Origin of the sequence: Streptomyces sp. NBC_00425, from assembly GCF_036030735.1 — a bacterium.
Lineage (GTDB): Bacteria > Actinomycetota > Actinomycetes > Streptomycetales > Streptomycetaceae > Streptomyces.
Window position 1 is genome coordinate 7,657,041 of the sequence record NZ_CP107928.1, and the last position, 26,240, is coordinate 7,683,280.

Annotated in this window: 24 protein-coding genes; 14 read left to right on the forward strand and 10 right to left on the reverse strand. The window is 73.2% G+C overall.

Annotated features, from left to right (window positions below; all coding sequences use genetic code 11):
• Nucleotides 1-11: 11 nt before the first annotated feature.
• Genes OHS82_RS33690 through OHS82_RS33700 form a run of 3 tightly spaced genes read right to left on the reverse strand, consistent with a single transcriptional unit; the run spans nt 12 to nt 4,941 of the window.
• Nucleotides 12-3,518 (reverse strand): 5-oxoprolinase/urea amidolyase family protein, encoded by a 3,507-nt coding sequence (locus OHS82_RS33690; protein WP_328435146.1) that lies wholly within the window; start codon nt 3,516-3,518, stop codon nt 12-14.
• A complete protein-coding gene (locus tag OHS82_RS33695; protein ID WP_057579591.1) occupies nt 3,515-4,117 on the reverse strand; it encodes an urea amidolyase associated protein UAAP2 in 603 nt (200 codons plus the stop codon). The genes OHS82_RS33690 and OHS82_RS33695 overlap by 4 nt, the downstream gene beginning before the upstream one ends.
• On the reverse strand, nt 4,114-4,941 hold the full coding sequence (locus tag OHS82_RS33700; RefSeq protein WP_057579589.1) for an urea amidolyase associated protein UAAP1: 828 nt from the start codon (nt 4,939-4,941) through the stop codon (nt 4,114-4,116). The genes OHS82_RS33695 and OHS82_RS33700 overlap by 4 nt, the downstream gene beginning before the upstream one ends.
• A gap of 174 nt (nt 4,942-5,115) precedes the next feature.
• On the opposite strand from OHS82_RS33700, the gene OHS82_RS33705 reads away from it, so the two are divergent.
• The 6 genes from OHS82_RS33705 to OHS82_RS33730 all read left to right on the forward strand — a co-directional run bounded on the left by OHS82_RS33705 (nt 5,116) and on the right by OHS82_RS33730 (nt 10,684).
• A complete protein-coding gene (locus OHS82_RS33705; RefSeq protein WP_057579587.1) occupies nt 5,116-5,742 on the forward strand; it encodes a TetR/AcrR family transcriptional regulator in 627 nt (208 codons plus the stop codon).
• Nucleotides 5,743-6,058: 316 nt separating this feature from the next.
• Nucleotides 6,059-7,681, forward strand: a complete 1,623-nt coding sequence (locus OHS82_RS33710) for a sensor histidine kinase (protein WP_328435147.1) — start codon at nt 6,059-6,061, stop codon at nt 7,679-7,681.
• Nucleotides 7,678-8,085, forward strand: coding sequence for a roadblock/LC7 domain-containing protein (locus tag OHS82_RS33715; protein WP_057579584.1), 408 nt, complete (start codon nt 7,678-7,680; stop codon nt 8,083-8,085). The genes OHS82_RS33710 and OHS82_RS33715 overlap by 4 nt, the downstream gene beginning before the upstream one ends.
• Nucleotides 8,082-8,504, forward strand: a complete 423-nt coding sequence (locus tag OHS82_RS33720) for a DUF742 domain-containing protein (RefSeq protein ID WP_057579583.1) — start codon at nt 8,082-8,084, stop codon at nt 8,502-8,504. Before OHS82_RS33715 ends, OHS82_RS33720 begins: the two co-directional genes overlap by 4 nt.
• A complete protein-coding gene (locus tag OHS82_RS33725; protein ID WP_057579580.1) occupies nt 8,485-9,105 on the forward strand; it encodes a GTP-binding protein in 621 nt (206 codons plus the stop codon). The genes OHS82_RS33720 and OHS82_RS33725 overlap by 20 nt, the downstream gene beginning before the upstream one ends.
• Nucleotides 9,106-9,163: 58 nt before the next feature.
• The gene (locus tag OHS82_RS33730; protein WP_328435148.1) at nt 9,164-10,684 is read left to right on the forward strand and encodes a cytochrome P450; all 1,521 of its coding nucleotides are present in this window, start codon (nt 9,164-9,166) and stop codon (nt 10,682-10,684) included.
• Between the two features lie 19 nt (nt 10,685-10,703).
• Here the strand turns inward: OHS82_RS33730 and OHS82_RS33735 are convergent, their stop codons facing one another.
• Nucleotides 10,704-11,678 (reverse strand): RluA family pseudouridine synthase, encoded by a 975-nt coding sequence (locus OHS82_RS33735; RefSeq protein ID WP_057579576.1) that lies wholly within the window; start codon nt 11,676-11,678, stop codon nt 10,704-10,706.
• A 112-nt stretch (nt 11,679-11,790) separates the two neighbouring features.
• Between OHS82_RS33735 and OHS82_RS33740 the strand changes: the two genes are divergently transcribed.
• The gene (locus tag OHS82_RS33740; protein WP_328435149.1) at nt 11,791-12,372 is read left to right on the forward strand and encodes a GNAT family N-acetyltransferase; all 582 of its coding nucleotides are present in this window, start codon (nt 11,791-11,793) and stop codon (nt 12,370-12,372) included.
• 50 nt (nt 12,373-12,422) lie between these two features.
• Here the strand turns inward: OHS82_RS33740 and OHS82_RS33745 are convergent, their stop codons facing one another.
• A complete protein-coding gene (locus OHS82_RS33745) occupies nt 12,423-13,988 on the reverse strand; it encodes an amino acid permease (RefSeq protein WP_107105238.1) in 1,566 nt (521 codons plus the stop codon).
• 334 nt (nt 13,989-14,322) lie between these two features.
• Here OHS82_RS33745 and OHS82_RS33750 point away from each other — a divergent pair, with 334 nt between their 5' ends.
• From OHS82_RS33750 to OHS82_RS33760, 3 genes are all read left to right on the forward strand, one after another.
• On the forward strand, nt 14,323-14,943 hold the full coding sequence (locus OHS82_RS33750; RefSeq protein WP_057579885.1) for a PadR family transcriptional regulator: 621 nt from the start codon (nt 14,323-14,325) through the stop codon (nt 14,941-14,943).
• A 179-nt stretch (nt 14,944-15,122) separates the two neighbouring features.
• The gene (locus OHS82_RS33755) at nt 15,123-16,151 is read left to right on the forward strand and encodes an ATP-binding cassette domain-containing protein (protein ID WP_328435150.1); all 1,029 of its coding nucleotides are present in this window, start codon (nt 15,123-15,125) and stop codon (nt 16,149-16,151) included.
• Nucleotides 16,148-16,924: an ABC transporter permease gene (locus OHS82_RS33760; protein ID WP_057579572.1), complete on the forward strand. Its 777-nt coding sequence runs from the start codon at nt 16,148-16,150 to the stop codon at nt 16,922-16,924. The genes OHS82_RS33755 and OHS82_RS33760 overlap by 4 nt, the downstream gene beginning before the upstream one ends.
• A 122-nt stretch (nt 16,925-17,046) precedes the next feature.
• Here OHS82_RS33760 and OHS82_RS33765 read toward each other — a convergent pair whose 3' ends face one another.
• Nucleotides 17,047-17,892: a siderophore-interacting protein gene (locus OHS82_RS33765; protein WP_057579570.1), complete on the reverse strand. Its 846-nt coding sequence runs from the start codon at nt 17,890-17,892 to the stop codon at nt 17,047-17,049.
• Nucleotides 17,893-18,039: 147 nt separating this feature from the next.
• Nucleotides 18,040-18,981 carry a 5'-3' exonuclease gene (locus OHS82_RS33770; RefSeq protein ID WP_057579568.1) on the reverse strand — a complete coding sequence of 314 codons (942 nt, stop codon included), beginning with the start codon at nt 18,979-18,981 and terminating at the stop codon, nt 18,040-18,042.
• A 576-nt stretch (nt 18,982-19,557) separates the two neighbouring features.
• Here OHS82_RS33770 and OHS82_RS33775 point away from each other — a divergent pair.
• A complete protein-coding gene (locus OHS82_RS33775; RefSeq protein ID WP_328435151.1) occupies nt 19,558-20,166 on the forward strand; it encodes a helix-turn-helix domain-containing protein in 609 nt (202 codons plus the stop codon).
• Complete coding sequence (locus tag OHS82_RS33780) at nt 20,166-20,882, forward strand: helical backbone metal receptor (protein ID WP_328435152.1); 717 nt, start codon at nt 20,166-20,168, stop codon at nt 20,880-20,882. Before OHS82_RS33775 ends, OHS82_RS33780 begins: the two co-directional genes overlap by 1 nt.
• Here the strand turns inward: OHS82_RS33780 and OHS82_RS33785 are convergent.
• Nucleotides 20,794-21,960, reverse strand: a complete 1,167-nt coding sequence (locus OHS82_RS33785; protein ID WP_057579561.1) for a TDT family transporter — start codon at nt 21,958-21,960, stop codon at nt 20,794-20,796. The genes OHS82_RS33780 and OHS82_RS33785 overlap by 89 nt on opposite strands.
• Nucleotides 21,961-22,030: 70 nt before the next feature.
• Between OHS82_RS33785 and OHS82_RS33790 the strand changes: the two genes are divergently transcribed.
• A complete protein-coding gene (locus OHS82_RS33790) occupies nt 22,031-22,972 on the forward strand; it encodes a LysR family transcriptional regulator (protein WP_057579559.1) in 942 nt (313 codons plus the stop codon).
• Nucleotides 22,973-23,214: 242 nt separating this feature from the next.
• On the opposite strand, the gene OHS82_RS33795 is transcribed toward OHS82_RS33790, so the two are convergent.
• Together OHS82_RS33795 and OHS82_RS33800 are read right to left on the reverse strand one after the other, a co-directional pair.
• Entirely contained in the window at nt 23,215-23,958 is a 744-nt protein-coding gene (locus tag OHS82_RS33795; protein WP_057579557.1) for a gamma-glutamyl-gamma-aminobutyrate hydrolase family protein, read from the reverse strand.
• 62 nt (nt 23,959-24,020) lie between these two features.
• Nucleotides 24,021-24,755: a FadR/GntR family transcriptional regulator gene (locus tag OHS82_RS33800; RefSeq protein ID WP_057579554.1), complete on the reverse strand. Its 735-nt coding sequence runs from the start codon at nt 24,753-24,755 to the stop codon at nt 24,021-24,023.
• A gap of 105 nt (nt 24,756-24,860) precedes the next feature.
• On the opposite strand from OHS82_RS33800, the gene OHS82_RS33805 reads away from it, so the two are divergent.
• Entirely contained in the window at nt 24,861-26,231 is a 1,371-nt protein-coding gene (locus tag OHS82_RS33805; RefSeq protein ID WP_057579552.1) for a glutamine synthetase family protein, read from the forward strand.
• Nucleotides 26,232-26,240 lie beyond the last annotated feature (9 nt).

A 26,240-nucleotide genomic window follows, 5' to 3' on the forward strand; every position in this document is an offset into this window, starting at 1 on the left:
GGGGGTTCCTCTCAGTTCGCGGCCGGGGCCAGGACGACCAGCGCCGTCCCCGCCTCCACCTGGTCGCCGGGCCGGGCCAGCACCTGCGCCACCACGGCGTCGACCGGCGCGTGCACCCTGGACTCCATCTTCATCGCCTCCAGGGCGAGCAGCGGCTGACCCGCGCTCACCTCGTCCCCGGGCGAGACGTTCACCTGCCACACGGACGCCGCGAACTCCGCCTCGACCAGCCGGCCGCCCGCGGGGAGGGTCACCTCGGCGGGGGGTGCGGGCGGCGCCGTCGCCGCCTCCGCCCGCGCGAACTCGCCCGCCGCCTCCCACGCGTCGCGCTCCGTCGAGAACGCCGCCTGCTGCCCCGCTCTGAACGCGGCGATGGAGTCGGCGTGTTCGGCGAGGAACGACCGGTACGCGGCGAGCGAGAACGTGCCCTCCTCGATGCGCGGGACGAAGCGGCCCGAGGTGATGTCGGCGCGCAGTTCCAGCAGTTCGTCCGCGTCGACCGGGTACCAGCGGATCCGGTCGAAGAAGCGCAGCAGCCAGGGCGAGCCGGGTGCGAACGCCCCGCGCTGCTGCCACGGCGACCACACCTGGGTCGTCCGGCCCACGAACTGGTAGCCGCCGGGGCCTTCCATGCCGTAGACGCACAGGTACGCGCCGCCGATGCCCACCGAGTTCTCGGCCGTCCAGGTGCGCGCCGGGTTGTACTTCGTCGTCACCAGCCGGTGGCGGGGGTCGAGCGGGGTGGCCACGGGCGCGCCCAGGTAGACGTCGCCGAGGCCCAGGACGAGGTACTCCGCGGCGAAGACCGTGTCGTAGACGTCCGCGGGCGTGCCGAGGCCGTTGACGCGGCGGATGAACTCGATGTTCCACGGGCACCAGGGGGCGTCGTCGCGGACGCCCGCCATGTAGCGCGCGATGGCCTCCCGGGTCGCCGGGTCGTCCCAGGAGAGCGGCAGGTGCACGGTGCGGGAGGGCACGACCAGCTCGTCCGTGGGCGGCAGCGCGGTCACCGTCCGGCGTACGGCCGTGAGGAGTTCGGTCAGCGGGAGACGGCCCGGGTCGGTCCGGATCTGCAGGGAGCGGATGCCCGGGGTGAGGTCGGTGACGCCGTCCTGGCCGGCCTGCGCCACCGCCTCCATCAGGGCGTGCACCCGCATCCGCAGGGCCAGGTCCAGCTGCATGGGGCCGAACTCGACCAGCAGGTTGTCGTCGCCGCTGCGCCGGTACGTCACGTCGCCGTCCCGGGCCAGCACACCTCCGTCGACGATCGTGGCGCGCGGTGCGCCGTCCACGTCCACCGGCCGGAAGCGGACGGTGTCGCCGGGGCGCAGCTGGCCCAGTTTCCAGCGTTCGGAGCTCAGGACCGTCGCCGGGCACACGAACCCGCCGAGCGAGGGCCCGTCCGGTCCGAGCAGCACCGGCATGTCGCCGGTGTAGTCGACTGCGCCGACGGAGTACGGCGTGTCGTGGATGTTGGACGGGTGCAGGCCGGCCTCGCCGCCGTCGGTGCGCGCCCAGCGCGGCTTGGGTCCGATCAGACGCACGCCGGTGCGGGCCGAGTTGAAGTGGACCTTCCACTCTGCGGCGTAGAAGTCGTGGATGTCGTCCTCGGTGAAGAACTCCGGTGCGGCGTGGGGTCCTTCGACGGCGCCGACGTCCCAGACGGCGCCGAAGGACGGCCGGTCCGTGACCGGGGAGCCCTCGGCGGTCGTCCCGCCGTGCAGGACGTCCCCCGTCCGCAGCGCCCGTCCGCCGTGACCGCCGAACCGGCCCAGGGTGAAGGTGCTCGCGCTGCCCAGGAAGGCGGGGACGTCCAGACTCCCCGCGAACAGGACGTAGGTGCGCAGCCCGGGTCCGTCCGGCGCGCCGACCTCCAGCAGGGAGCCGGCGGGCACGGTCACCGGTTCCCACTGGGCGACCGCGGCGCCGTCCACGGTGACGGTCGCGGGCGCGCCCGTCACGCAGACGGTCGTGGCGTGGCTGAACCGCAGTGCCGGACCGTGCAGGGTGCACTCCAGGCCGGGGGCGCCCTCGGGGTTGCCGAGTGCCCGGTTGCCGAGGCGGAAGGAACGGTCGTCCATCGGGCCGGACGGGGGGACGCCGACCTGCCAGTGGCCGGTGCGGCCGGGCCAGTCCTGGACGGTGGTGAGGGTGCCGCCGGAGACCACCTCGACGCGCGGGGTGGGGTCGTGCACCTCGGCGAGGGTCGCCGTCGAGTGGGTGGCCGTGACCAGGCGGTCGTCGGCCAGCGCCGCCCGCACCAGCCCCAGGTTGGTCTCGATGCCGTCGACGCGGGTGCGGGCCAGGGCGGCGTCGAGGCGCCGCAGTGCCTGCGTGCGGTCCGGGCCGTGCGCGATGACCTTCGCGAGCATCGGGTCGTACGACGTCGTCACCTCGGTGCCGGTCTCCACCCAGCCGTCGACGCGCACGCCCTCGGGGAACTCCACCCGGGTCAGCAGGCCGGCGCTGGGCCGGTGTCCGCGGCTCGGGTCCTCCGCGTAGAGACGGGCCTCGACGGCGTGGCCGCTCGGCGGGCCGGGGTCGCGGACGACGCCCTCCTCGCCGCGCGCCAGTCGCAGCATCCAGCCGACGAGGTCGACGCCGTAGATCTCCTCGGTGACCGGATGCTCCACCTGCAGACGGGTGTTGACCTCGAGGAAGTACGCCTCCTCGCGGGCCGCGTCGTAGACGTACTCGACGGTGCCGGCGGAGCGGTAGCGCACGGAGGCGCACAGGTCGCGGGCGCCGGCGGCGAGCCGTGCGCGCACGTGGTCCGGGATGCCCGGCGCCGGGGCCTCCTCCAGGACCTTCTGGTTGCGGCGCTGCAGCGAGCAGTCGCGGTCGCCGAGGACGACGACGCCGCCCTCGCCGTCGCCGAACACCTGGACCTCGACGTGGCGGGCGTCGCCGACGAGCCGTTCCAGGAAGACTCCGGCGGTGGCGAAGGAGGCCGCCGCGACGCGCTGGACGCGTTCCCAGGCGTCGGCGAGCTCGTCGGGACCGGAGCAGGCCGACATGCCGATCCCGCCGCCGCCGCCGGTCGCCTTCAGCATCACCGGATAGCCGATGACCTGGGCCTTCTCCTGCGCCTCGGCCAGCGACGCGAGCAGGTCCGTGCCCGGCGCCAGCGGCACCCCGGCCGCCTTCGCCGCAGCCCGGGCGGTGTGCTTGGCGCCGAACAGTTCCAGTTGTTCGGGCGTCGGGCCGACGAAGACGATGCCGGCGTCGGCGCAGCGGCGGGCGAAGGACGCGTCCTCGGAGAGGAAGCCGTACCCCGGGTGGATCGCGCCGGCCCCGGTGTCCTTGGCGGCCCGCAGGACCAGGTCGGCGTCGAGGTAGGACTCCTTCGCGGGGGCCGGTCCGAGCCGCACCGCCTCGTCGGCGAGCCGGACGTGCGGCGCCGAGCGGTCGGGGTCGGAGTACACCGCGACCGTGCGCAGGCCGAGTTCGCGGGCGGTGCGGATGATGCGGACGGCTATCTCACCGCGGTTGGCGACCAGCACCGTGTCGAAGGTCATGCGCCGGCCGCCTCGGTGATCGTCATCTCCACCGCCGTCGGCTCGAAGCCGTTGCAGGGGTTGTTGATCTGCGGGCAGTTGGAGACCAGCACCAGCACGTCCCGTTCGGCGCGCAGGGAGAGGGACAGGCCGGGCGCGGAGAGGCCGTCGACGATGCCGAGGGTGCCGTCCTTCTCGACGGGCACGTTCATGTACCAGTTGATGTTGGAGACCAGGTCCCGTTTGCCGAGGCCGTGGCGGGCGCCCTCGGCGAGGAAGTTGTCCACGCAGGCGTGCTGGGCGACGGTGTGGTGGCCGTAGCGCAGGGTGTTGGACTCCTTGGAGCAGGCGCCGCCGACGGTGTCGTGGCGGCCGACGGCGTCGGCGGTCACCGTCATCAGCGGAGTGTGCTCGTTGGACATCAGCACGCTGCCCGTGGTGAGGAAGATGCCGCCCTGGGCGTGGATGGTGTCGGGGGCGCTGTAGCGCACGGACGTGTCGTGGGCGTCGTACACGAGGAAGTCGACGGCCTGGTTGCCGTGCAGGTCGGTGATGGTGAGGTCGGCGCCGGCCCGGACGACGGACGACCAGGCGGCGCGGGCGGGAACGACGGTCTTCATGCGAGCCCCCGGGCGGTGAGGAATTCGGCGGTGTTGAGGAAGGCGCGGCGGCCCTCGGGGGTGGCGTCCCAGAGCGGGTCGCCCGGCCGTGTAGGGCCGGCCCGCCAGGCGAGGACCTCCAGCGCGGTGCTGACGTACCGCGGGCGTGGGTCGGACGGGTGCGGCACGTTGGCGATCAGGACCGTCACGTCCTGTTCGGCGCGCAGGGTGACGCTGCCGCCCGGGCCGGCCGAGCCGATGAAGTCGAGGGCGCCGTCCTCGCCGACCCGCACGCCCTGGAAGAAGGAGAGCGAGGGCGGCAGGTCGCGGGGCTCGAGGCCGTTCTTCGCGGCGGCCAGGACGAACAGTTCCCGGCCGGCGGGGGAGGCGGACTGCGGGGCGCCGTCGCCGTAGCGCTCGGTGTTGCGCACGAGTGTGGAGGTGCCGCACAGGGCGTCGTGCCGGCCGGCGGTGTCGACGACGACCGAGGCGAGAACGCGCCCCTGGTCGGACAGGAGCAGGACGCCCTCGCCGAGATAGGCGTTCCACTGCACCTTGACCGTGTCGGCGACGTTCAGCCGTTCCCAGGGGCGGTCGGCGGCGAACAGGAGCAGATGGGCGCAGGCGTCGCCGTGCAGGTCGGTCAGGCGCAGTTCGGTCCCCCGGGCCAGGACGCGGTGGGTGTAGTTGCCGCCCGCGACGGTCTCGGCCCAGACCAGGAGCCCCGCCTCGCAGGGCGGGGCCGGCCAGTCCCGGGCCGGGACCACCGGCATGGCCTCGGCGTGTGCGCCCTCCTGGGCCCGGGCGTGGGCGCGTGCTCCGTATGTGGTCGCTGTCGCCGCCATGGCGGACCTCCGCAGCTCGGTTCCGTCACTGTCGCGTTGATTTCTGTCGCCCGACAGAAATTAGGTCCGGGGCGGGTCGCCGCCGTTGCCCTCCGGTTGCGGGCCGGTTACCGACTCCTCACCGGGGGCCCGGTCGAAGATCGCCGGGCCGGTGCGTGTGCGAGGATCGAACGCATGGGGACCGACAGCGGGCGTCGAGTGGGCCGGCCGCGTGCCGCGCAGCGCCCGGACAGCGGGCTCGCGCCGCGCGCCGAACTTCTCGTGGCGGCCGCGGAGTTGTTCACCACGCGCGGCTACGCCGCCACCACGACCCGGGCCGTCGCCGAACGCGCGGGCATGCGCCAGGCCTCCATGTACCACTACGTCTCCGGCAAGGAGGAGCTGCTCGCCGACCTGCTGGAGTCGACGGTCGCGCCGTCGCTGACCTGCGCCCGCGAGCTGCTCGCCGACACCGCGCGGCCGGCCGAGGAGCGGCTGTGGGAGCTGTGCCGCACCGACGTGGAGCTGCTCTGCGGCGGCCCCCACAACCTCGGCGGCCTCTATCTGCTCCCCGAGGTGCGCGCCGAGCGGTTCGCCGGCTTCCATGCCGTGCGCGCCGAACTCAAGGACGCCTACCGTCGGCTGATCGCCGCGACGAAGGCGGGCGACGCGCTCGAGGCGGAGGAGCTCGACGTGCGCACCGACCTGGTCTTCGGGCTCATCGAGGGTGTCATCCTCGTCCGCCGGTCGGGTCCGGAGGGCTCCGCCCCGCGTTTCGCCCGCGCCACCGCGGACGCCGCCCTGCGCATCGTCCGCGACTGACGATGGCCGTGCGCGACTGACCCCGTGGGCGAGCGGGCCTCGCCCGTACCGCCCCAAGGGCGGTGCTCTCATCCGTCCCGGTGAACTGTTTCGCACACCCGTGTTCCGTTACGCAGGGTGTTCGCATGATTGCGTGGCGTGCAAATGGGCTGAGATTACTCCACGTACGGGAGTGGTTTCAGGCGGTTGCCGAATATGACACGGCGATGATCCGGTCGGACTAAGCTCGCCCGCGGCGCACCGAGTTGAGGCGAATTCGTGCGCTTGTTCCCCGATATCCCGAAGATGACGACAGATCCCTACAGAGGGTGCCCACATGGTGAGTGTTCAGTCCCCACCCGGTCGCCGAGAACTTCCCCTTGCGCGCGTGCTGTTGCTGCCCGCGATACTGATGGCCGCGGCGACCGGTGCCGCCGTCGCCCTGGTGGCGGCGCAGGCCCGGTTCGCCGTCGGCGTCTGCGGAGGCCTCGCCACCCTTCTGGTGATCGCAGCGGGAGCCGAGTCGGTCCGTCGCGGCCGGCGACTGCGGGAACTGCGCGCGGAGCGGGACCAGCGCCTCGAGTACCTGGAACGACGCGTCGCCGACCACGCCGAGGAGAACCGCCGCCTCGCCCAGGACCACGTGCCGAGCGCCGTCCAGTGGCTGCGCGCCGGAAATTCCCCCAGGGAGGTGATGCGCGACCTCAGCGAGAGTGATCCTTCGTTCCGCGAACTCGACGACTCCCAGCGTGCCGTGGTCCGCAGGATCCTCGACATCGTCGACCACGAGGAGTCCCTGCGCGACTCCGCCCAGCGTTCCTTCGTCAGCGTCGCCCGCCGGGTGCAGGCCATCGTCCACCAGCAGGCCGCGGAACTGCGGGAGATGGAGGAGGACCACGGCCGCAACCCCGAGGTCTTCGACGACCTGCTGCGCATCGACCACGGCACCGCGCTGATCGGACGCCTCGCCGACTCCATCGGCGTGCTCGGCGGCGGCCGGCCCGGCCGCAACTGGCCCCAGCCGGTCCCGCTGTACAGCGTGCTGCGCGGCGCCATGTCCCGCATCCTCGAATACCGGCGTATCCAGCTGGACTCCATCGCCAAGGTCAACATCCGCGGGCTCTCCGTCGAACCGCTCATCCACGCGCTCGCCGAACTCCTCGACAACGCCACCCGCTACTCGCCCCCGCAGAGCAAGGTGCACGTCAACGCGGTCGAGGTGCAGATCGGCATCGCCATCGAGATCGAGGACGCCGGCGTCAGCCTCAGCGAAGAGGCCCGCGCCAAGGCCGAACGCATGCTGGAGCAGGCCAAGGCGGGCGTCGACATCCAGGACGTCGGCGGCACCCCGCGCCTGGGCCTCGCGGTCGTCGGCCGTCTGTGCACCTCGTTCAACCTCCAGGTCTCGCTGCGCACCTCGGCCTACGGCGGCGTCCGGGCCGTCCTCATCGTGCCGAGCGAGATGCAGACCTCCGACCCGGCCCCCGGTTTCGCGCACGGCATCGGCGCCACCGCCGTACCGCAGATCGACCTGAGCACGATCGGCGAGGGCCCCAAGCGCCCGCCCAAGAAGCGCCGCCCCACCAACGCGCGCATTCCGGCCGGAGTCTCCCTGACCGACGACGTGCCCGAGGTCACCGAGTGGACCGAGCAGGGCCTGCCCCAGCGCCGCAGCAAGACCACCATCCCGATCACCCAGCGCTACGCCGAGGCGTACGCCGCCCAGGAGGCCGCCCGCGAGGGCAAGCCCGACCCGTTCGCACGGCCCGAGCCGGAGCCGCAGCCCGCGGCGGAGAAGCGCGAGCCCGGACTGGCCTTCGAGGCCTTCTGGGAGGGCCTGAAGAAGGTCGCTCCGCCCGGCGTGCACCCCACGGACTTCACCCGCAATCCGACCGCCTACCTGCACCTGCTCGAAGACAAGGCCAAGACCGAGGCCGACGATGAAGGGGACACCACGTGATCCAGCAGCGCCAAAACTTCGACTGGCTGCTCAAGGAGCTCTACGACGGCGTTCCGGGCATCGAGATGATCGTGGTGCTGTCGGCCGACGGACTGCGCATCGCCCGCTACGCCGGCGACCCCGACGCCGCCGACCGGGTCGCCGCGGCCTGCGCCGGCCTGCAGAGCCTCGCCACCGCCGTCGGACAGGAGATCCACTCCAGCAACGGCGAGATGGACATGGTCGTCATCGACCTGAGCGGCGGCTACTTCTACATGATGTCGGCCGGCGCCAACGCCTACCTCGCGGTCCTCGCCGACGTGCGCTGCGAGGCGGGCCGCATGAGCGGCATGATGCGCGACCTGGTCGTCCGTATCGGCGCCCACCTGACCAGTCCTCCCCGGCGCAACGGGCAGAACGTATGACCCCTCCGCAACGCCGGCGGCGACAACCCCTGCCCGTACCTCCCCCGCAGCCCCCGCCGTCCCCGCAAGGCGCGGAGGCCCCGCAGGAGGGGGAGGGCAAGAACCCCGAACGGCTGTACATCATCACGGGAGCGGACGGCGAGCGGGCGCCCCTCGACCTCGTCACGCTGATCGTGGCGCGCGCCGAGACGCCGTCGTCGGCCCCGCCGGAACAGATCGCGGTGCTGCGGATGTGCGGCGCCCCGCTCTCGGTGGCCGAGGTGTCGGCCTATCTGGGCCTGCCGTTCAGCGTGGTGACGGTGCTGCTGACCGAGATGCTGGCGGCCGAGCTCGTCCAGGCACGCGCCCCCATCGTCCGGCAGCAGCTCCCCGACCGGTCCCTTCTCGAAGCGGTGATGCATGGACTTCAACGGCTCTGACACGCTCCCCGGCCCACGGGCCGAGGACCACCTGCCGCACACCACCACCGCCGCGGCGAAGATCGTCATCGTGGGCGGCTTCGGCGTCGGCAAGACCACCATGGTCGGCTCCGTCAGCGAGATCAGGCCGCTGACCACCGAGGAGACCATGACCCAGGCGGGCATCGGGGTCGACGACAACTACGGCTCCGAGACCAAGACCGCCACCACCGTGGCCATGGACTTCGGCCGCATCCGCATCACCGAAGAGGTCGTGCTCTACCTCTTCGGCACCCCCGGCCAGGAGCGTTTCTGGTTCTTGTGGAACGGGCTCTTCGAAGGGGCGCTGGGCGCGGTCGTCCTGGTCGACACCCGCCGCCTCGAGGTCAGCTTCGAGGTCATGGGCCGGCTGGAGGAGGGCGGCGTGCCCTTCGTCGTCGCCGTCAACACCTTCCCCGACGGGCCCCGTTACCCCCTCGACGACCTGAGAGCCGCGCTCGACCTGCCGCCCGAGATCCCGATCGTGGAGTGCGACGTCCGACGCCGCGCCTCCAGCCGCGACGTCCTGATGACCCTCATGCGCTTCCTGCACTCCCTGGCGCTCAGCCGCAGCCTCACCTGACCCGCACGGCACACCGTCCATCGACACCGGATTCAGCACAGTTTCGGAGCGACCCCCTGTGACTCCCGAACACCCCACCCCCACCGGCGCCCCCACCGGCCCGCACGACCTCGCCCTCGACCCGCCGACCGGCTGCCCCGCGCACCTGCGCGGCCCCGGCGGACTGGCCCGCCTCTACGGCCCCGGAGCGGAGGACCTGAACGAACTGTACGAGCGACTGCGCGAGGAACACGGCCCCGTGGCGCCCGTCCTGATCCACGACGACCTGCCGATGTGGATGGTCCTCGGTCACGCCGAGAACCTGCGCATGGTGCGCACGCCCTCGCAGTTCACCAAGGACAGCCGCATCTGGTCGCAGCTGGGGGACGGCAAGGTCAGGCCCGACCACCCGCTGATGCCGCACATCGCCTGGCAGCCCATCTGCGCCCACGCCGAGGGCGACGAGCACAAGCGGCTGCGGGGCGCGGTCACCGCGGCCCTGTCCACCATCGACGACCGCAGTGTGCGCCGCCACATCAACCGCTCCAGCCAGCGCCTGGTCAACCGCTTCTGCGAGAAGGGCGGGGCGGACCTGGTCGGCGACTTCGCCGAGCACCTCCCGATGGCCGTGATGTGCCATGTCCTGGGCATGCCCGACGAGTACAACGACACGATGGTGCACGCCGCCCGCGACGCCCTCAAGGGCACGGAGACCGCGGTCGCGAGCCACGAGTACGTCGTGGGGGCGCTCGGCCGGCTCACCGCCCGCCGCCGCGCCGAGCCCGAGGACGACTTCACCAGCCACCTCATCGGCCACCCTGCCGGACTCACCGACGACGAGATCAGGGAGCATCTGCGCCTGGTCCTCTTCGCCGCCTACGAGGCCACCGTCAACCTGCTCTCCAACGTGCTGCGCATGGTCCTCACCGACCCGCGCTTCCTCGCCCAGCTCAACGGCGGCCAGATGACGGTGGCGGAGGCGGTCGAGCAGTCCCTGTGGGACGAGCCCCCGTTCAGCACGATCTTCGGCTACTTCGCCAAGCAGGACACGGAGCTGGGCGGCCAGCGCATCCGCCGGGGCGACGGCCTCTTCTTCTCGCCCGCGCCGGGCAACGTGGACCCCCGGGTACGCCCCGACCTGTCCGCCCACATGCAGGGCAACCGCTCCCATCTCGCCTTCGGCAGCGGCCCGCACGAGTGCCCCGGCCAGGACATCGGCCGCGCCATCGCCGACGTCGGCGTCGACGCGCTGCTGATGCGGCTGCCGGACATCCAACTCGACTGTGAAGAGGACGAGTTGCGCTGGACGACGTCCATCGCCTCGCGCCACCTGGTGGAGCTGCCGGTCCGGTTCGAGCCGAAGCCCCAGCAGGACGTCAAGCACAAGCCGAGCCACGCCCCGGTCCCGCCGCAGCGGACCATGCGCCCGGTGAGCACCCCGCCGCAGGCCCCACCCGCGCCGGAGCCCGTCACCCAGCCAGCCGCCGTGCCACGGCCCGCACCGCCCGCACCGCCCCTGCCGGCCGCGGCTCAGCCGGCCGCGCCCACCCGCAGGCCGAACGCCTGGCGCCGCTTCCTGGCCTGGTGGCGCGGCTACTGAGCCGGCCTCCCGTAACCGCTCACCGAGCGGTTTCCGGCTGCGCGGCGGCGGCCCAGCGGTCGTACGACGCCCAGGCCTGCAGCACACGTCCGCTGCGCAGCCGGTGCTCCGTCCCCGTGACCGGATCGGTGAACTCCAGTTCCCGCGCGAGCAGTTGCAGCGGACGCCGGAAGTCGCCGGCCGGCACGGGGGCAGCCACCTCGGGGTAGAGCGGATCCCCGAGGATCGGCACGCCGAGGGAGTTCAGATGGACGCGCAGCTGGTGGGTCTGCCCGGTCGCGGGCAGCAGCCGGTAGCGGCCGAGCCCCCGGGCGGCGCTGTGCTCGAGCAGTTCCACGCGGGTCACCGCGTTCGGCTCGCCCGACACCTCGTAGGCGGCCAGCACCCCGCGCTCCTTGACGATCCGGCTGCGCACCGTCCGGGGCAGGAGGAGAGCGGGGTCGTACGGCGCGACGGCCTCGTACACCTTGCGCACCCGCCGCTCACGGAACAGCCCCTGGTAGGCGCCGCGTTCCTGCGGCCGCACCGTGAACAGCACCAGCCCGGCCGTGAGCCGGTCCAGGCGGTGCGCCGCGCCGAGCGCGGGAAGGCCCAGCTCCCGCCGTAGCCGGGCCAGGGCCGTCTCCGTGACATGGCTGCCGCGCGGGGTGGTGGCCAGGAAGTGGGGTTTGTCGACGACGACGACGTGCTCGTCGCGGTACACGATCTCCAGCGGGAACGGCACGGGCGTCTCGGCCGGCAGCTCGCGGTGGAACCACACGAACATGCCCGGCACGTACGGCGCGTCGGGCGCGACCGACGTCCCGTCGGCGCCGACCACCAGTCCGGCCGCGAGCATCCCGTCCACGATCGGGGCGCGCGCCTCGCCGAGCCGCTCCACCAGGTGCTCCCGGACGGTGGCCCAGGCGCCCTCGCCGGGCAGCCGCACCCGCACCGGGTCGATCCCGTCGCGCTGCGGCAGGGGAGAGGGCGGGGGAGGGGTGCGGCGTCTCATCGGGTCCAGCGTACGGCGGGGGGTGCGGGGAGGGGCCCTACGAGCGCCCAGGCCCGTGCGGTGACGGGGAAATCCGGTTGACGGGCCGCGGCTTCTTGGCAGGATGCGGATCATGCCCTACACCGCCGACCCCGTCCTGCCCGCCGGTACCCTGTCGGGCGCCCCGCAGCCCGAGCTCCGCACCGGCGACGGCCTGCTGCTGCGCCCCTGGCGGGCCGGCGACGCGCCGGCCGTCCACGCCGCCTTCCAGGACCCGGTGATGCACCAGTGGCACATCCGGGCCGCCGACTCCGAGGAGGAGGTGGCGGGCTGGATCGAGGAGTGGCGGACGTGCTGGCAGGAGGAGAGCAGCGCCCAGTGGGCCGTCGTCGACGCGCACACCGACGAACTGCTGGGCCGGGTGGCGCTGCGCGGCGTCCAGCTGGCCGAGGGCGTGGCGGAGGTCGCGTACTGGACGACCAGGGCGGCCCGTGGCAGGGGGGTCGCGCCGCGCGCCACGACCGCCCTCACCCGGTGGGCCTTCGACGAGATCGGCTTCCACCGTCTGGAGCTGATGCACGCCACCGCCAACGAGGCCTCCTGCCGGGTCGCCGGCAAGGCGGGCTTCGCCCTGGAGGGCACCAGGCGCAGTGCGGCACTCCATCAGGACGGCTGGCACGACATGCACCTGCACGCGCGCGTGCAGGGCGACTGACTCTCGGCCGCCCCGCACGCACGCGTGCACGCCCTGTGCGTGTCCTCGGGCTACGCGTGTCCTCGGACCGTCTCCGGGAGCGCGGTCGCCGGGGCGGTCGTGCGGCCGCGGTACGCGCGGAAGGCGACGCCCGCCGCGACCGTCACGGTCAGGAACAGCACGGTGAACCACTGGAAGTACCAGTGACCGCCCGCCGGGTCGTACACCGCGGCCCGCGGCCAGGCCAGGTTGACCGTCATCAGCAGGCCGTAGAGGAGCGCGAGGGCGTTCACCGGGACGCCCCAGCGGCCCAGCGAGAACAGCGGGGCGCCCGTCTCGTCCGTGCCGGCCGAGGAGAATCCGCCGCGCAGCCTGCGGACCAGCAGCGGCCCGGTGACCATCGCGTACGCCAGGTACAGCATCACGATGCAGGTGGTGCCGATGGCCAGGAAGGCGTCCGGGGACGCGAAGTTGAGCAGCAGCAGGGCGGCCGCGAGGACGCCGACGACCAGTGCGGGGGCGCTCGGCATGCCGGTGCGGGGGTTCACGCGCGCGAGGCGGGCGGAGAGGGGCAGTTGGCCGTCGCGGGCCATGGAGAACAGCATGCGGCAGGCCGCGGTCTGGATGGCGAGGGTTGCCACCGCGATGGCCACCACCACGTCGGCCAGCAGCGCCTTGCCCACGCCGTCCCCGAGGCTGCTGGTGAGGACGTAGCTGAGCCCGTCGACGCCGAGGCGGCCGTCGCTGAGGCTGGGCGCGGCGAGCAGTCCGCCGAGCACGATCAGCCCGCCGAGCAGTCCCGCCGCGCCGAGCGCGGTGAGGATCGTGCGGGGCGCGGTACGCCGGGGGTGGTGGGTCTCCTCGCTCATCTCGCCCGCGCTGTCGAAGCCGATCATCACGTAGGCGGCCGTGAACGAGCCCACCGCGAGCGCCCCGAACAGCCCGGACTGGGCCGCGCCCGTGGTGTGGAAGGTGATGCCGGGGGTGCGCTCGGAGTGGGTCAGGAGCAGGACGACGATGAGGACCGCGCCGATGATCTCCGCGGTCACGCCGACCCGGTTGACCAGGGACATCACCCGGTTGTCCAGGACGTTGACGAGCGTGGTCAGCACCAGCAGGACCACGCCGAGCAGGGCGGCGTTGGCCGCGCCGTCGGGGGAGGTGGGCGCCGGGTCGTCGCCGATCAGCTGGAAACCGGACCAGATCGCCGGCAGCACCATCTGCAGCGCGAGAGCCGCCGCCGCGACCACCACGATCTGGCCGATCACCATGATCCAGCCCGCGAACCAGCCGAACGACGGCGTCGAAAGCCGCGACGACCACTGGTAGATCGCGCCGGAGATCGGGTAGCGCGCCGCCAGTTCCGCGAAGCACGCGGCGACCAGCAGCTGTCCGACCAGCACGACCGGCCACGTCCAGAAGAAGACCGGGCCGCCGAAGGCGTACCCGAAGGCGAAGAACTGGAAGACGGTCGTCAGGACGGAGATGAAGGAGAACCCGGCGGCGAACGAGGCGTACCGGCCCAGGCTGCGATGCAGTTCCTGGCGGTAGCCGAACTCGGCGAGCGATCCGTCGCCCACGTCGGGGTGGTGCGGCGGGTCGGGACGTACGTCGGTGGAAGTCGTGGTCGTCGTCACGGCGGAACCTGCCTTGGGCCCAGGGAACGGAATTCCTGTCGGGCGACAGAAATTAGGGACGAGCTGTTTCGTGCGCGTCACGCGGGCGTGTCCGGAGCGGGCCCAAGTCCTCACGTCGCTCCGGCGTCATCCGATCGCGTTACATCGCGTGCCTTGTGGAGGCGCCCGACACGCGATATGTTCGGCTACGGATATTCGTGGTCGACGTGTCGTGGGCGGTGACCGCACGGCCGAGGCCGTGAACCAAGCCCGTGCCCGAAGGCCGCCCGAAGGTCGTGAAAGAAAAGTCGTGAACGAAGGCCCGAGGTCGGCCGGGGAGGGTGAGGTGATCGCCGTGGCGGGCAGGCGCCGCAGGCTCGGCAACCCGTTGGCGCTCGCCGTGCTGACGACGCTTCTGCAGAAGCCGATGCACCCCTACGAGATCGCCCAGACCCTGCGCAGTCAGGGCAAGGACACGAGCACGAAGACCAACTACGGCTCGCTCTACACCGTCGTGCAGAACCTCGAGAAGCACGGCCTCGTCGAGGTGACCGGCGTCGAGCGCCAGGGCAACCGCCCCGAGCGCACGGTGTACGGACTCACGGGGGCCGGGCGGGAGGAGATGGCCGAGTGGCTGTCCGACCTGCTCGCCGTCCCCGCCAAGGAGTACCCGATCTTCGAGACGGCCCTCTCGCTGATGGCGGCGTTGCCGCCGGACGAGGTGGAGAGGCTGCTGGAGACCCGGCTGAGCTCGCTCGAGGTGCAGTTGGCGAGCGGACGCGGCGCGCTGGCGAAGGTGTCGGAGACGGTGCCGCGGCTCTTCCTCGTGGAGGTCGAGTACCAGCTGCACATGGTCCAGGCGCAGGCGGAGTGGGTCGGCGGCTTCCTCGAGGAGTTGAGGAAGGGTTCGCTGCCCGGCGTCGACGGGTGGCGGCGGTTCCACGCAACGGAGGAGCCGACCGAGACCAGACCATGACAGAGCAGACCCCGGAAGGCCTGTTGCAGCAGGCCCGCCGGGGTCTCGAACCCCGAGCTGAACCCGCCGAGAGGCAGCTCCAGGCGATCGAGGTGCGGCACACCCAGGATAGCCCGGCGCTCCTCCGGCGGATCAGCGAGCCATGTCCGCTCACATCCGCTCACCAGGAGAGCATCGTCATGAGTGCTACCCGTGCGCCCGCAGTGCAGGCGCGTCGACTCGTCAAGACCTACCCGGGCGGTGTCACCGCGCTGGACGGCCTCGACGTCACCGTGGAGTCCGGCACCGTCTTCGGGCTGCTCGGCCCCAACGGCGCCGGCAAGTCCACCACCGTCAAGATCCTCACCACGCTCGCCCGTCCCGACTCGGGCTCGGCCACCGTGGCCGGCCACGACGTGCTGCGCCACCCGGACCGGGTGCGCCGGGCGATCGGCGTGGTCGCGCAGAACTCCGGCGCCGACCCGGTCGCCACCGGCCGCGACAACCTCCGCCTCCAGGGGAGGCTCTACGGCGTGAAGGGCGCCGCCCTGGACCGCCGGATCGACGAACTGCTCGAGCGGTTCGCGCTCACCGACGCCGCCCGTCGCCCCGTCAAGGGCTACTCCGGCGGCATGCGGCGTCGGCTCGACGTGGCCCTCGGCCTGGTGCACCGCCCCGAGGTGCTGTTCCTCGACGAGCCGACCACCGGCCTGGACCCCGAGGCCCGCGGCGCCATGTGGGACGAGATCGGCCGGCTGGCGGGTGAGGAGGGGCTGACCATCCTGCTCACCACGCACTACCTGGAGGAGGCCGACCGGCTCGCCGAACGGGTCGCGATCGTCGACCGCGGCCGGGTCGTCGTCACGGGCGCCCCGGAGGCCCTCAAGGGTGAACTCCGCGGCGACGCCGTGCACGTGCGGTTGCGCGGCGAACTCGGGGACGGCGGTCGCGCGCTGCTGCAGGGCGCGCTCGGCGGACTGCCCGGCGTGCATGAGGTGGTGTGCGAGGGAAGGACGGTGAGCGTGCGCGCGGGGGACGGCGCGGCGGCGGTGCCCGTGCTGCTCGGTGCGCTGGAGCGGGCCGGGGTCGCCGTCGTCGGCGCGACCGTGGCCCGCCCGTCCCTCGACGACGTCTACCTGCGCTACGCGGGCCGCCGTTACGCCGAGGCGCAAGCCGGCGACGCCGGCGGCGCGGCCGACCCGCTCGTCCTCGCCGGGGGTGCCCGATGAGCACGGCGATCGTGCAGACCTGGTGGATGACGCAACGTCAGCTGATGGTGTTCGCCCGTCAGCCCGCGTACGCCGTGATCACGCTGATCCAGCCGGTGATCTGGCTGTTCCTCTTCGGCAGCCTCTTCAGGAACGTCGTCGAGCTGGGTGGTTTCGGCACCGGCTCGTATCTGGACTACCTGGTGCCGGGCGTCGTGGTGATGAGCGCGCTCGCCTCCAACCTGTGGGCCGGCATGGGCACGTTGGAGGAGATCCAGCGCGGCACGCTCAACCGCTTTCTGACCACCCCGGCCAGCCGGGCCGCGCTGATGAACGGCAACGTCGTCCACAACGGCATCGTCACCGCGCTCCAGTCGGCCGTCATCGTGCTGCTCGGTCTGGCGGGCGGAGCGGACTACCCGGGCGGCTTCGTCGGCGTCGTCGTCCTGGTCGTCGCCTCGGTGCTGCTGGGCACGGTCTTCGGGGCGCTGTCCAACGCGCTGGGCATGCTGGTGCGGGAACGGGAGTCGATCATCGGCGTCAACACGTTCCTGCTGCTGCCGCTGACCTTCCTCTCCAGCGCGTTCATGGCGCCGGACCGGATGCCCGGCTGGATCCGGGACGCGGCCCGCTTCAACCCGCTGGACTGGGCGATGGTCGCGGGCCGTTCGGCGCTGTCGGCCGATCCCGACTGGGGCGCGGTGCTCGTCCGCGGCGGCGGGCTGCTCGCGCTCGCGGTGGCGGCCGTGTGGCTGTCGATACGGACGTTCAGGTCGTACCAGCGGTCGGTCTAGCGACGGCCGTCGGGCGTGGCGGCGGGAGCCGGCCCGCGGCGGCCACGAGACGTCAGGCGGCCCGCTCCACGGAGGCGGGCCGTGTCCGCAGGTCCGTGCGGGCCGGACACGCTCGTGCCGGCTCACGCGGCCGGGCTCGCGCCCTCCTGCTCCGCCTCCACGCTCGCGTTCCACTCGCGCTTCGCGGCCTGCCAGCCGTCCTCGTTGTGACCGAGCCGCCAGTAGCCGGAGATCGACAGGTCCTCACGCGGGATCTGCAACTCGACGCGCAGCAGCCTGCGCAGCTCCTTCACGCCGGCCGCCTCGCCGTGCACGAACACGTGCGGGCGGCCCGCGGGGAACTCGAGCGCCCGCACGGCCTCGACGAGCTTCTCGCCGACCGGCCGCTCACCGCGGTGCAGCCAGACGACCTCGACGTCGGAGTCGATCTTCTGCTCCTCCTCGGGGCCGGTCACCTCGATGAAGGCGTGGGCCACGGCACCGGCGGGCAGCGACTCCAGGGCGGCCGCGATGGCGGGCAGGGCGCTCTCGTCGCCGGCCAGCAGATGCCAGTCGGCGGAGGGGTCGGGGGCGTACGCGCCGCCGGGGCCCATGAACCGGACAGTCTCGCCCGGCTGCACGCGCGCGGCCCACGGACCGGCCAGGCCCTCGTCGCCGTGGAGGACGAAGTCGAGGGTCAGCTCGCGGTGTTCGGCGTCCCAGTGGCGCACCGTGTACGTCCGGGTCACGGGCCACTGGTCGCGGGGGAACTCGGCCCGGACGCGCTCCAGGTCGAAGGGCTCCGGGTAGGTGACGCCCTCGGGGCCGAAGAGGAGTTTGACGTAGTGGTCGGTGCAGGCGCCCGTGGCGAACTCCGCGAGCCCCTCGCCGCCGAGCACGACGCGCTGCATGTGCGGGGTGAGCCGTTCGGTGCGGACGACCTGCGCGGAGTGGGGCTTCCGCGGCTTCCGTGCCGGACGTTCTGCCATGACGGCCTCCCAGTCATCCTTGCTTAGGTATACCTAAGTTAGCATCTCTCCCTTGGAGACGCCGTCAGGTCGCGGCTCCTGTTCGACCCGCTTCCGCGGGAGGGCCCCGTCGGGCCCGGCCGGACGTTCCCCGATGCGCAGCGACGCCTACCCGCGCCGTGCGCCCAGCGTCGTCAACAGCCGCTGCAGCGACCCGCCGAGACCCCAGCGCGCCGCCAGCGCCTCCAGCGTCTCCCCGTCCCGCGGCACGTCGGGCAGGGCGGTGCTCACCTCGGGCAGCGGCACGTCGTCGGCGACCTTGACCACCTTGGGCGCGACGGCGACGTACGGCCGCGACTCGTCCAGGCGCCTGCGCTGCGACGGCGTCAGCTTCGCCTTCGGGTCGTCGACCGCCGCCATGATCCCGGCCAGATCGCCGAACTCCGTCAGCAGCTTGGCCGCGGTCTTCTCGCCGATGCCCGGCACACCCGGCAGGCCGTCGCTCGGATCGCCGCGCAGCAGGGCCAGATCCGCGTACCCGCGCCCGTCGACCCCGTACTTCTCGCGCAGCCACGCCTCGTCCGTCAGCTGCAGCGAGCCGACGCCCTTCAGCGGGTACAGGACCCGCACCCCGCGTGCGTCGTCCACGAGTTGGTAGAGGTCGCGGTCGCCGGTGACGATGTCGACCGGGCCCTTCGCCCGCCCGGTGAACGTGCCGATCACGTCGTCCGCCTCGTACCCTGCGACGCCCACGCGCGCGATGCCGAGCGCGTCCAGGACGGCCTCGATGATCGGCACCTGCGGCGAGAGGGTGTCCGGCACCTCCTCCTCGTCCGGTCCGGTCTCGCGCACCTCGGCGACGCGGTGCGCCTTGTAGGACGGGATGAGGTCGACCCGCCACTGGGGCCGCCAGTCGGCGTCCATGCAGGCGACGAGGTCGTCGGGCCGGTGGTCCTTCACCAGCCGGTCGATGAACTCCAGCAGTCCGCGCACCGCGTTCACGGGGGTGCCGTCCGGCGCCCGCACGGAGTCCGGGACGCCGAAGTAGGCGCGGAAGTACAGCGAGGCGGTGTCGAGAAGCATCAGTCGTCCGGTCACGCCACGCATCATGCCGCACGGACGCCCCACCGACCGCCGACGACCGGGGCGAGCCCTCCGCCGCGGAGCGGGACGCGGTAGCCGCCCGGCCGAAGGGGAACAGCGGCCCTGCCGACGCGTGGGTACAGGCGGCCGATCCGGGGCAGGAAAGCCGGGCGGCGCGGTGACCTGACAGCACCGCGACCGTCGTGCGAGGGGCGGGCCGGCGTACGGCCTCCGCGGCGGCCGGCGGGGCCCGCTCCTCGTGTCGTGGTGGAGGCGCGATCGATACCCGTCCACAGCATGGATCCGGCCAACCACAGAGCGCTACGCTCAGACCCGGACCCGGCTCTCACCGGGGCCGGCGACGAGCGGGAACACGGGCGGCCGTCCGCGCATTGAACCGGTAGGCCGCGGGGCGGGTCTCCCGCCGGGGTCTGTGCGGTCCCTTCGGCTGGCGTGAACTGTGAGGTCGGACGTCACGCCGGGTGTCGTCGATGTGACAGGCCCGTGAAACGGTTTGCCGAACATGCGTAGGGTGCAGAGAACTCATCAGAGGACGTGTCCGAGGACACACGGTACCGACGAGCGAAGGAGGGAGCCGGAGCGATGGGCGACCACAAAGAACAGCCCCTGCGGGTGGGCGCGGCCGTGCGACGCCGGCGCCGCTCCCTGGAGCTCACCCTCGCCGTCGTGGCCGAGCGCAGCGGCCTCTCCGTCCCGTTCCTGAGCCAGATCGAGAACGACCGGGCGCGGCCCAGCACCAGCTCCCTGGAGAAGGTCGCCGACGCCCTGCGCACCACCGCGGTGGAACTCCTCGCCGCCGCCGACCCGGCGTGCAGCGTCGACGTCGTCCGCGCCGAGAACGCCGAGCCGGGCACGGGCGGCGGGCCGGAACCGGAGCCGGAGCCGCGCTCGCGTTCCCTGGTCCGCGGGCACCATCAGATGCACGCCTCCGAGTTCACCGGCGACCATGACGCGGGCCGCGAGTTCCAGTACCGCAACGACCAGTTGATGTACGTCGCCGACGGCGCGGTGGAGATCGAGGCGGAGGGGCGCGCCTACCGGCTGGGTCGCGGCGACACCCTGTACCTCACCGGCGGGGTCCGCCACCGCTGGCGGGCGACCGTGCCGGACACCCGTGTGGTCGTCGTCGCGGTGGCCGAGCACATCGAGGCGGTGCGGGACCGGGACCGGGGCCGGGGCCGGGGCCGCTAGTGCGGGTCGTCTCGCTGGTGCCGTCGCTGACAGAGGCGGTGGCCGCGTCCGCGCCCGGCGTCCTGGTCGGCGCCACGGACTGGTGCTCCCACCCGGCCGACCTGCACGTCGCCCGGATCGGCGGCACCAAGAACCCCGACGTGGGCCGCGTCGTGGCGCTCGCCCCCGACCTCGTGATCGCCAACGAGGAGGAGAACCGCGCGCCCGACATCGCGGCGCTGCGCGCGGCGGGCCTCGAAGTGCTGGTGACGGAGGTCCGCGATGTCGCGCAGGCCTTCCGGGAGCTGTCACGGGTGCTCCGGGCGTGCGGAGGACCCGCGCGGCCGCACTGGCTCGCCGAGGCGGAGGAGGCGTGGGCGGCGCCCGCGCCGCCCGGCCGCCGGACGGCCGTCGTGCCGGTCTGGCGCCGGCCGTGGATGGTCCTGGGCCGCGACACCTTCGCCGGGGACGTGCTGGCCCGTCTGGGCGTCCACCAGGTGTACTCCAGGCACCCCGAGCGGTACCCGCGGATGGCGGTCGAGGACCTGCTCGCCGCCGGCCCGGACCTGGTCGTCCTGCCGGACGAGCCCTACCGCTTCACCGCCGGCGACGGCCCGGAGGCCTTCCCGGGTCTGCCGTGCGCGCTGGTCAGCGGACGGCACCTGACGTGGTACGGGCCGTCACTGGCCGAGGCGCCGCGGGTGCTGGGCGGGGCGCTGCGAGCAGCCGGCCGCTGAGCAGCCCGCGGACGGTGTGCGCCGCGGCCACCCCCCAGGCGGCCACCAGGACGACGTACAGCGCGCAGGCGAGCACGTCGTAGGCGACGAGCCCGGTGTGCCGGGCCAGCGCCGCGGCCCCGGTCACACACGTGCCGACCGGGAAGGTGAACGCCCACCACGTCATCGCGAAGCCCATCCCGTGCCGGCGGGCGCGCACCACGTGCGCGGCGGCCAGGCAGAGCCAGAGCAGTGCGAACCCCATGACGGGCACCCCGTACAGCACGGCGAGCACGGCGAGACCGCGGCCGTCCGGGCCGGGCAGCACCCCCGGAGCGATCTCCGCGAACCGTGCGACGGCCGTGGTGGACTGTCCGAGCGGGCCGAGGACCAGGAACAGGGTCGGCGTCAGGACGAGCGGCAGCGGCCCGCCGGTCACCAGCCGAGCGAACACCAGCGGCAGCATGACGAACGTGCCGAGCAGACTCAGTCCGAACAGCGCGACGCACGCGAACAGCAGCGTCTCGCGCGGCTGCCCGGCCGGCAGGTGCGGCGCCAGCGACGGGCCCACCGCGGCGGACACCATGGGCGCGACCAGCGGCAGCAGCCACACCGGCGTGGCCTCGGAGGCCTCGACCCGGTGGCGTACGGCCATCAGGTACGGGACGGCGACGGCGGCCGCGAGCGCGACCGCCGTGCCCACGGTGAAGAGCACCGCGTCGAGGGCGACCGCGGCCGGCGTGCCGATCCAGTGCCGGCCGACGGTGAGCGCGCCGCCCCCGACGGCGAGCAGCGCCATCGCGAGACAGCCGTAGAACGGGGCCGTCGCCGGGTCGAGGAGATGGGCGCGGGCCTGGTCGCGGTGGTGCCGCCAGTGCAGCGCGCGGGCGGCGAGCAGGCCTGCCAGGAGCACCAGGGAGAGCGCCCAGAACGCCGTGCAGAGCACCCGCAGCCCCGGCGGCCGGACGGGAAGCGCCGCGCCCGCCGTGCCGAGGATCGCGGTGCCCATGACCGTGGCGTACCACTGCGGTCCGAGGTGACGGACGGCTCGGGCGCGCGAACAGGAGAGGGCGAACAGGGGCTGGGCGGCGGTGACCATGACTCCACGGTCGCCCGGCCGGGCACCCGCCACCAGGGACGATGACTCTATGGGGACATAAACTGGGCTTATGGGGAGTGCGGCGGGAGCGCGGGACGCGCAGGAACAGGGGTCCGGCGGCGGTTCGATCGCGCACCGCGTTCCGGACCTGGGCGCGTTGGAGCTGCTGCTGGCGGTGGCCCGGCTGGGCAGCCTCGGCGCGGCCGCGCGTGAGCTCGGCATCACGCAGCCCGCCGCGAGCAGCCGGATCCGGTCCATGGAACGTCAGTTGGGCGTGGCCCTGGTGGACCGGTCGCCCCGCGGCTCCCGCCTGACGGACGCGGGCGCGCTGGTGACGGACTGGGCACGGCGGATCGTCGAGGCGGCGGAGGCCTTCGACGCGGGCGCGCAGGCGCTGCGCGACCGCCGCGACTCACGGCTGCGGGTGGCCGCCAGCATGACCATCGCCGAGTACCTGCTGCCCGGCTGGCTGCTCGCCCTGCGCGCCGGCCGGCCGGACACCGCGGTGTCCCTGCTCGCGGGCAACTCGGCGGCCGTCGCCGAACGGCTGCTGGCCGGGGAGGCGGACCTGGGCTTCGTGGAGGGCCTCACCGTCCCGCCCGGTCTGGACTCCGCCGTGATAGCCCACGACCGTCTCATCGTGGTCGTGGCGCCCGCGCACCCGTGGGCCCGCCGTCGGCGCCCGCTGCCCGCCGCCGAACTGGCGTCGACGCCGCTGATCCTGCGGGAGAAGGGCTCCGGGACCCGTCAGGTCCTCGACACGGCCCTCGGCGGCCTGGCCCGCCCGCTGATCGAGCTGTCCTCGACGACGGCGGTGAAGGCGGCCGTGGTGAGCGGGGCGGGGCCGGCGGTCCTCTCCGAACTGGCGGTCGGCGAGGAGCTGGCGCTGCGCCGGCTCGTCGGCATCCCGGTCGAGGGAGTCTCCCTGGCCCGGGACCTCAGGGCCGTCTGGCCGACGGGCCACCGCCCCACGGGCCCGGCCCGCGAACTGCTGTCCCTCACGCGAGGCTGACGGGCCCGGCGACGGGACGTCCACGTGCGAGCCCCTCAAGGGCGGGGCGTTCGTGTGCAGGGCTTTCGTCGGCAGGACGTTCGTCGGCGGGGCGTCCGCGTGCGGGGCGTTCGTGGGCGGGAGCGCCGGGTGAGCGCCGCCGCCCGGGATGTGCGGGCGTCCGCCGGACGGGAGCCGGACGGGAGCCGGGAGGGAGCCGGGAGGGGCGGGCCGAGGGCTCCTCGCCGGGCGGGGGCGCGCGCTCAGGCCGCGGGGCGGGACGCCGCCGTCACGAGGGCGCGTACGACCCGCACGTCCTCGCCCATCTCCGGATGCCACTGCACCCCGAGGACCCATCCGGCGGAGGGCAGTTCGACGGCCTCCACGGTGCCGTCGACCGCGTGCGCCGACGGCACGAGGCCCGTGCCCAGGCGGTCCACGGCCTGATGATGGTAGGTCGGCACCAGGGCCCGCGCGTCGACGATCCCGCCGTACAGGCTGCCCGGCACCGCCTCGACCGGGTGACCGCCGAAGACGCCCTCGGCCTCGGCGTGCCCGTCGAGGTGCTGGATCAGCGTGCCGCCGAGCGCGACGTTCAGGAGTTGCATGCCGCGGCAGATGCCCAGCAGCGGGACGTCCGCCGCCAGCGCCGCCTCGATCAGGGCCAGCTCCCACGCGTCCCGTTCGGGAGCCGGCGGGCCGGTGCGGGGGTCGCGCTCGGCTCCGTAGCGGGCCGGATCGACGTCCGGTCCGCCCGCGATGACCAGACCGTCGAGGCGGGCCACGGCCGCCGCCGCGTGTTCGGGCGCGTCCGGCGGGAGCATCACGGCCAGCCCGCCGGCCCGCTGGACGAGCCTCGGATACGCCGCGGGCAGCAGCGCCGCCTCCAGCTCCCACACACGCCAGCGCGTGCCGGGCTCCAGATACGTGCTGACGCCGATCAGCGGCCTGCCGACCGCCCCGACCGCCCCGTCCGGCGACTCCGCGCCGTGCCCCGTCACCGTCATGTGTCCTCCCGGCCGACTCTCAATGGACTCCGCTCGAACCTTTGCTGACCGTCCGGCGTGCTTCAGGTCAGGAAGCCCCTGAGCAGGGCCGCCGTCCCCGCGCAGTGCTCCCGCATGATCTCCCGCGCGCCGTCCGCGTCCCGGTCCAGCACCGCCTCCACCAGCGCGGTGTGCTGTCGCTGCGAGTGTTCCAGGTTGCGCACGAGCAGCGGGATGCAGTCGAGCAGGTCGTTCACCGTGGCCCGCACGGCCGCGTACCGCGCCGTCAGCGAGGGTGAGCCGCACAGCTCGGCGAGGGTCAGATGGAGCATCGTGTCGAGTCGGCGGTAGTCGGCCGACGACGCGTTCCCCGTGGCGGCGAGGGCCTCGCGCAGCCTGCGCCCCTGCGCGTCCGTCAGACCGTGCGACGCGCACAGACCCGCCGCGCCCGTCTCCAGCACCTCCCGGAACCGCAGCACGTCCTCGACGTCGGTCTCCGCGATCCGCCGCCGCAGCTCGTCCTCGCCGCCGGCGTCCGTGCGCGGCAGGACGAAGGTTCCGCCGTACCGGCCCCGACGGGACTCGACCAGCCCCTGGTCCTGCAGGACCTTGAGCACCTCGCGCAGCGTCACCCGGCTGATCCCGAGCCGCTCCGCGAGATCCCGCTCGGCCGGCAGTCGCCCGCCCCCGGGGACCAGACCCAGTCGTACGACCTGCAGGATCTGCTCCAACGCCTCCTCGAAGCCGTTTCCGGCCCGCACCGGCCGCAGCACCGGTGTCAGCCGGTCGTCCGGTGCGCCGTCAGCGTTCACCGACATCAGGCCGCGCCCCCTTCCCAAGCAATGGTTCTCCGCAATACCTTATGGCTCCCGGCCCGCCCGAAGAAGACGAGGGAGCCGGGGAAGCCGAAGGAGGCCCTTCCCGTGGCAGACCGCACACCCCCGCTCGGCGTCGAGGAGCTGCGGGCCCTCGTGGCGAGCGGTGAGATCGACACCGTCGTCCTCGCCTTCCCCGACATGCAGGGGCGCCTGCAGGGCAAACGGTTCGCCGCCGGGTTCTTCCTCGACGAGGTGCTTCGGCACGGCACCGAGGGCTGCAACTACCTCCTTGCCGTCGACACGGAGATGAACACCGTCGACGGGTACGCCATGTCGTCCTGGGAGCGAGGCTACGGCGACTTCGCGATGCACCCGGACCTGGCCACCCTGCGCCGAGTGCCCTGGAACGCCGGAACCGCGATGCTGATCGCCGACCTCGCCTGGAACGACGGCTCCCCGGTGGTCGCCGCCCCGCGCCAGATCCTGCGCCGGCAGCTGGAACGCCTCGCGGAGCACGGCTTCACCGCCCAGGTCGGCACCGAGCTGGAGTTCATCGTCTTCAAGGACAGCTACGAGGCCGCCTGGGACGCGAACTACCGCGGGCTCACCCCGGCCAACCAGTACAACATCGACTACTCGGTCCTCGGCACCGGCCGCATCGAGCCGCTGCTGCGCCGCATCCGCAACGAGATGGCCGGCGCCGGCCTCACCGTCGAGTCGGCCAAGGGCGAGTGCAACCCCGGCCAGCACGAGATCGCGTTCCGCTACGACGAGGCCCTGATCACCTGCGACCAGCACGCCGTCTACAAGACCGGCGCCAAGGAGATCGCCGCCCAGGAGGGCGTGTCCCTCACCTTCATGGCCAAGTACAACGAGCGCGAGGGCAACTCCTGCCACATCCATCTCTCGCTCACCGACGCGGAGGGCGCAGGCGTGATGGCCGGCACGCCCGACGACCCGGACGGCATGTCCGAGGTCATGCGGTACTTCCTCGCCGGACAGCTGGCCGCCCTGCGCGACTTCTCCCTCCTCTACGCCCCCAACATCAACTCCTACAAGCGGTTCCAGCCCGGCTCCTTCGCCCCGACCGCCGTCGCCTGGGGGCACGACAACCGCACCTGCGCGCTGCGGGTCGTCGGCCACGGCCGCTCGACGCGCTTCGAGAACCGGCTGCCCGGCGGCGACGTGAACCCGCACCTCGCCGTCGCCGGTCTGGTGGCGGCCGGGCTGTACGGCATCGAGCACAAGCTGGAGCTGCCCGAGGCCTGCGCCGGCAACGCCTACGCCGGCGACTACGCGCACGTCCCCACCACGCTCCGCGAGGCCGCAGAGCTCTGGTCGGCCAGCCCGATCGCGCTGGCCGCCTTCGGGGAGGAGGTCGTCGCCCACTACCGCAACATGGCACGCGTCGAGCTCGAGGCCTTCGACGCCGCCGTCACCGACTGGGAGCTGCGCCGCTCCTTCGAACGTCTGTGAAAGGTCCCG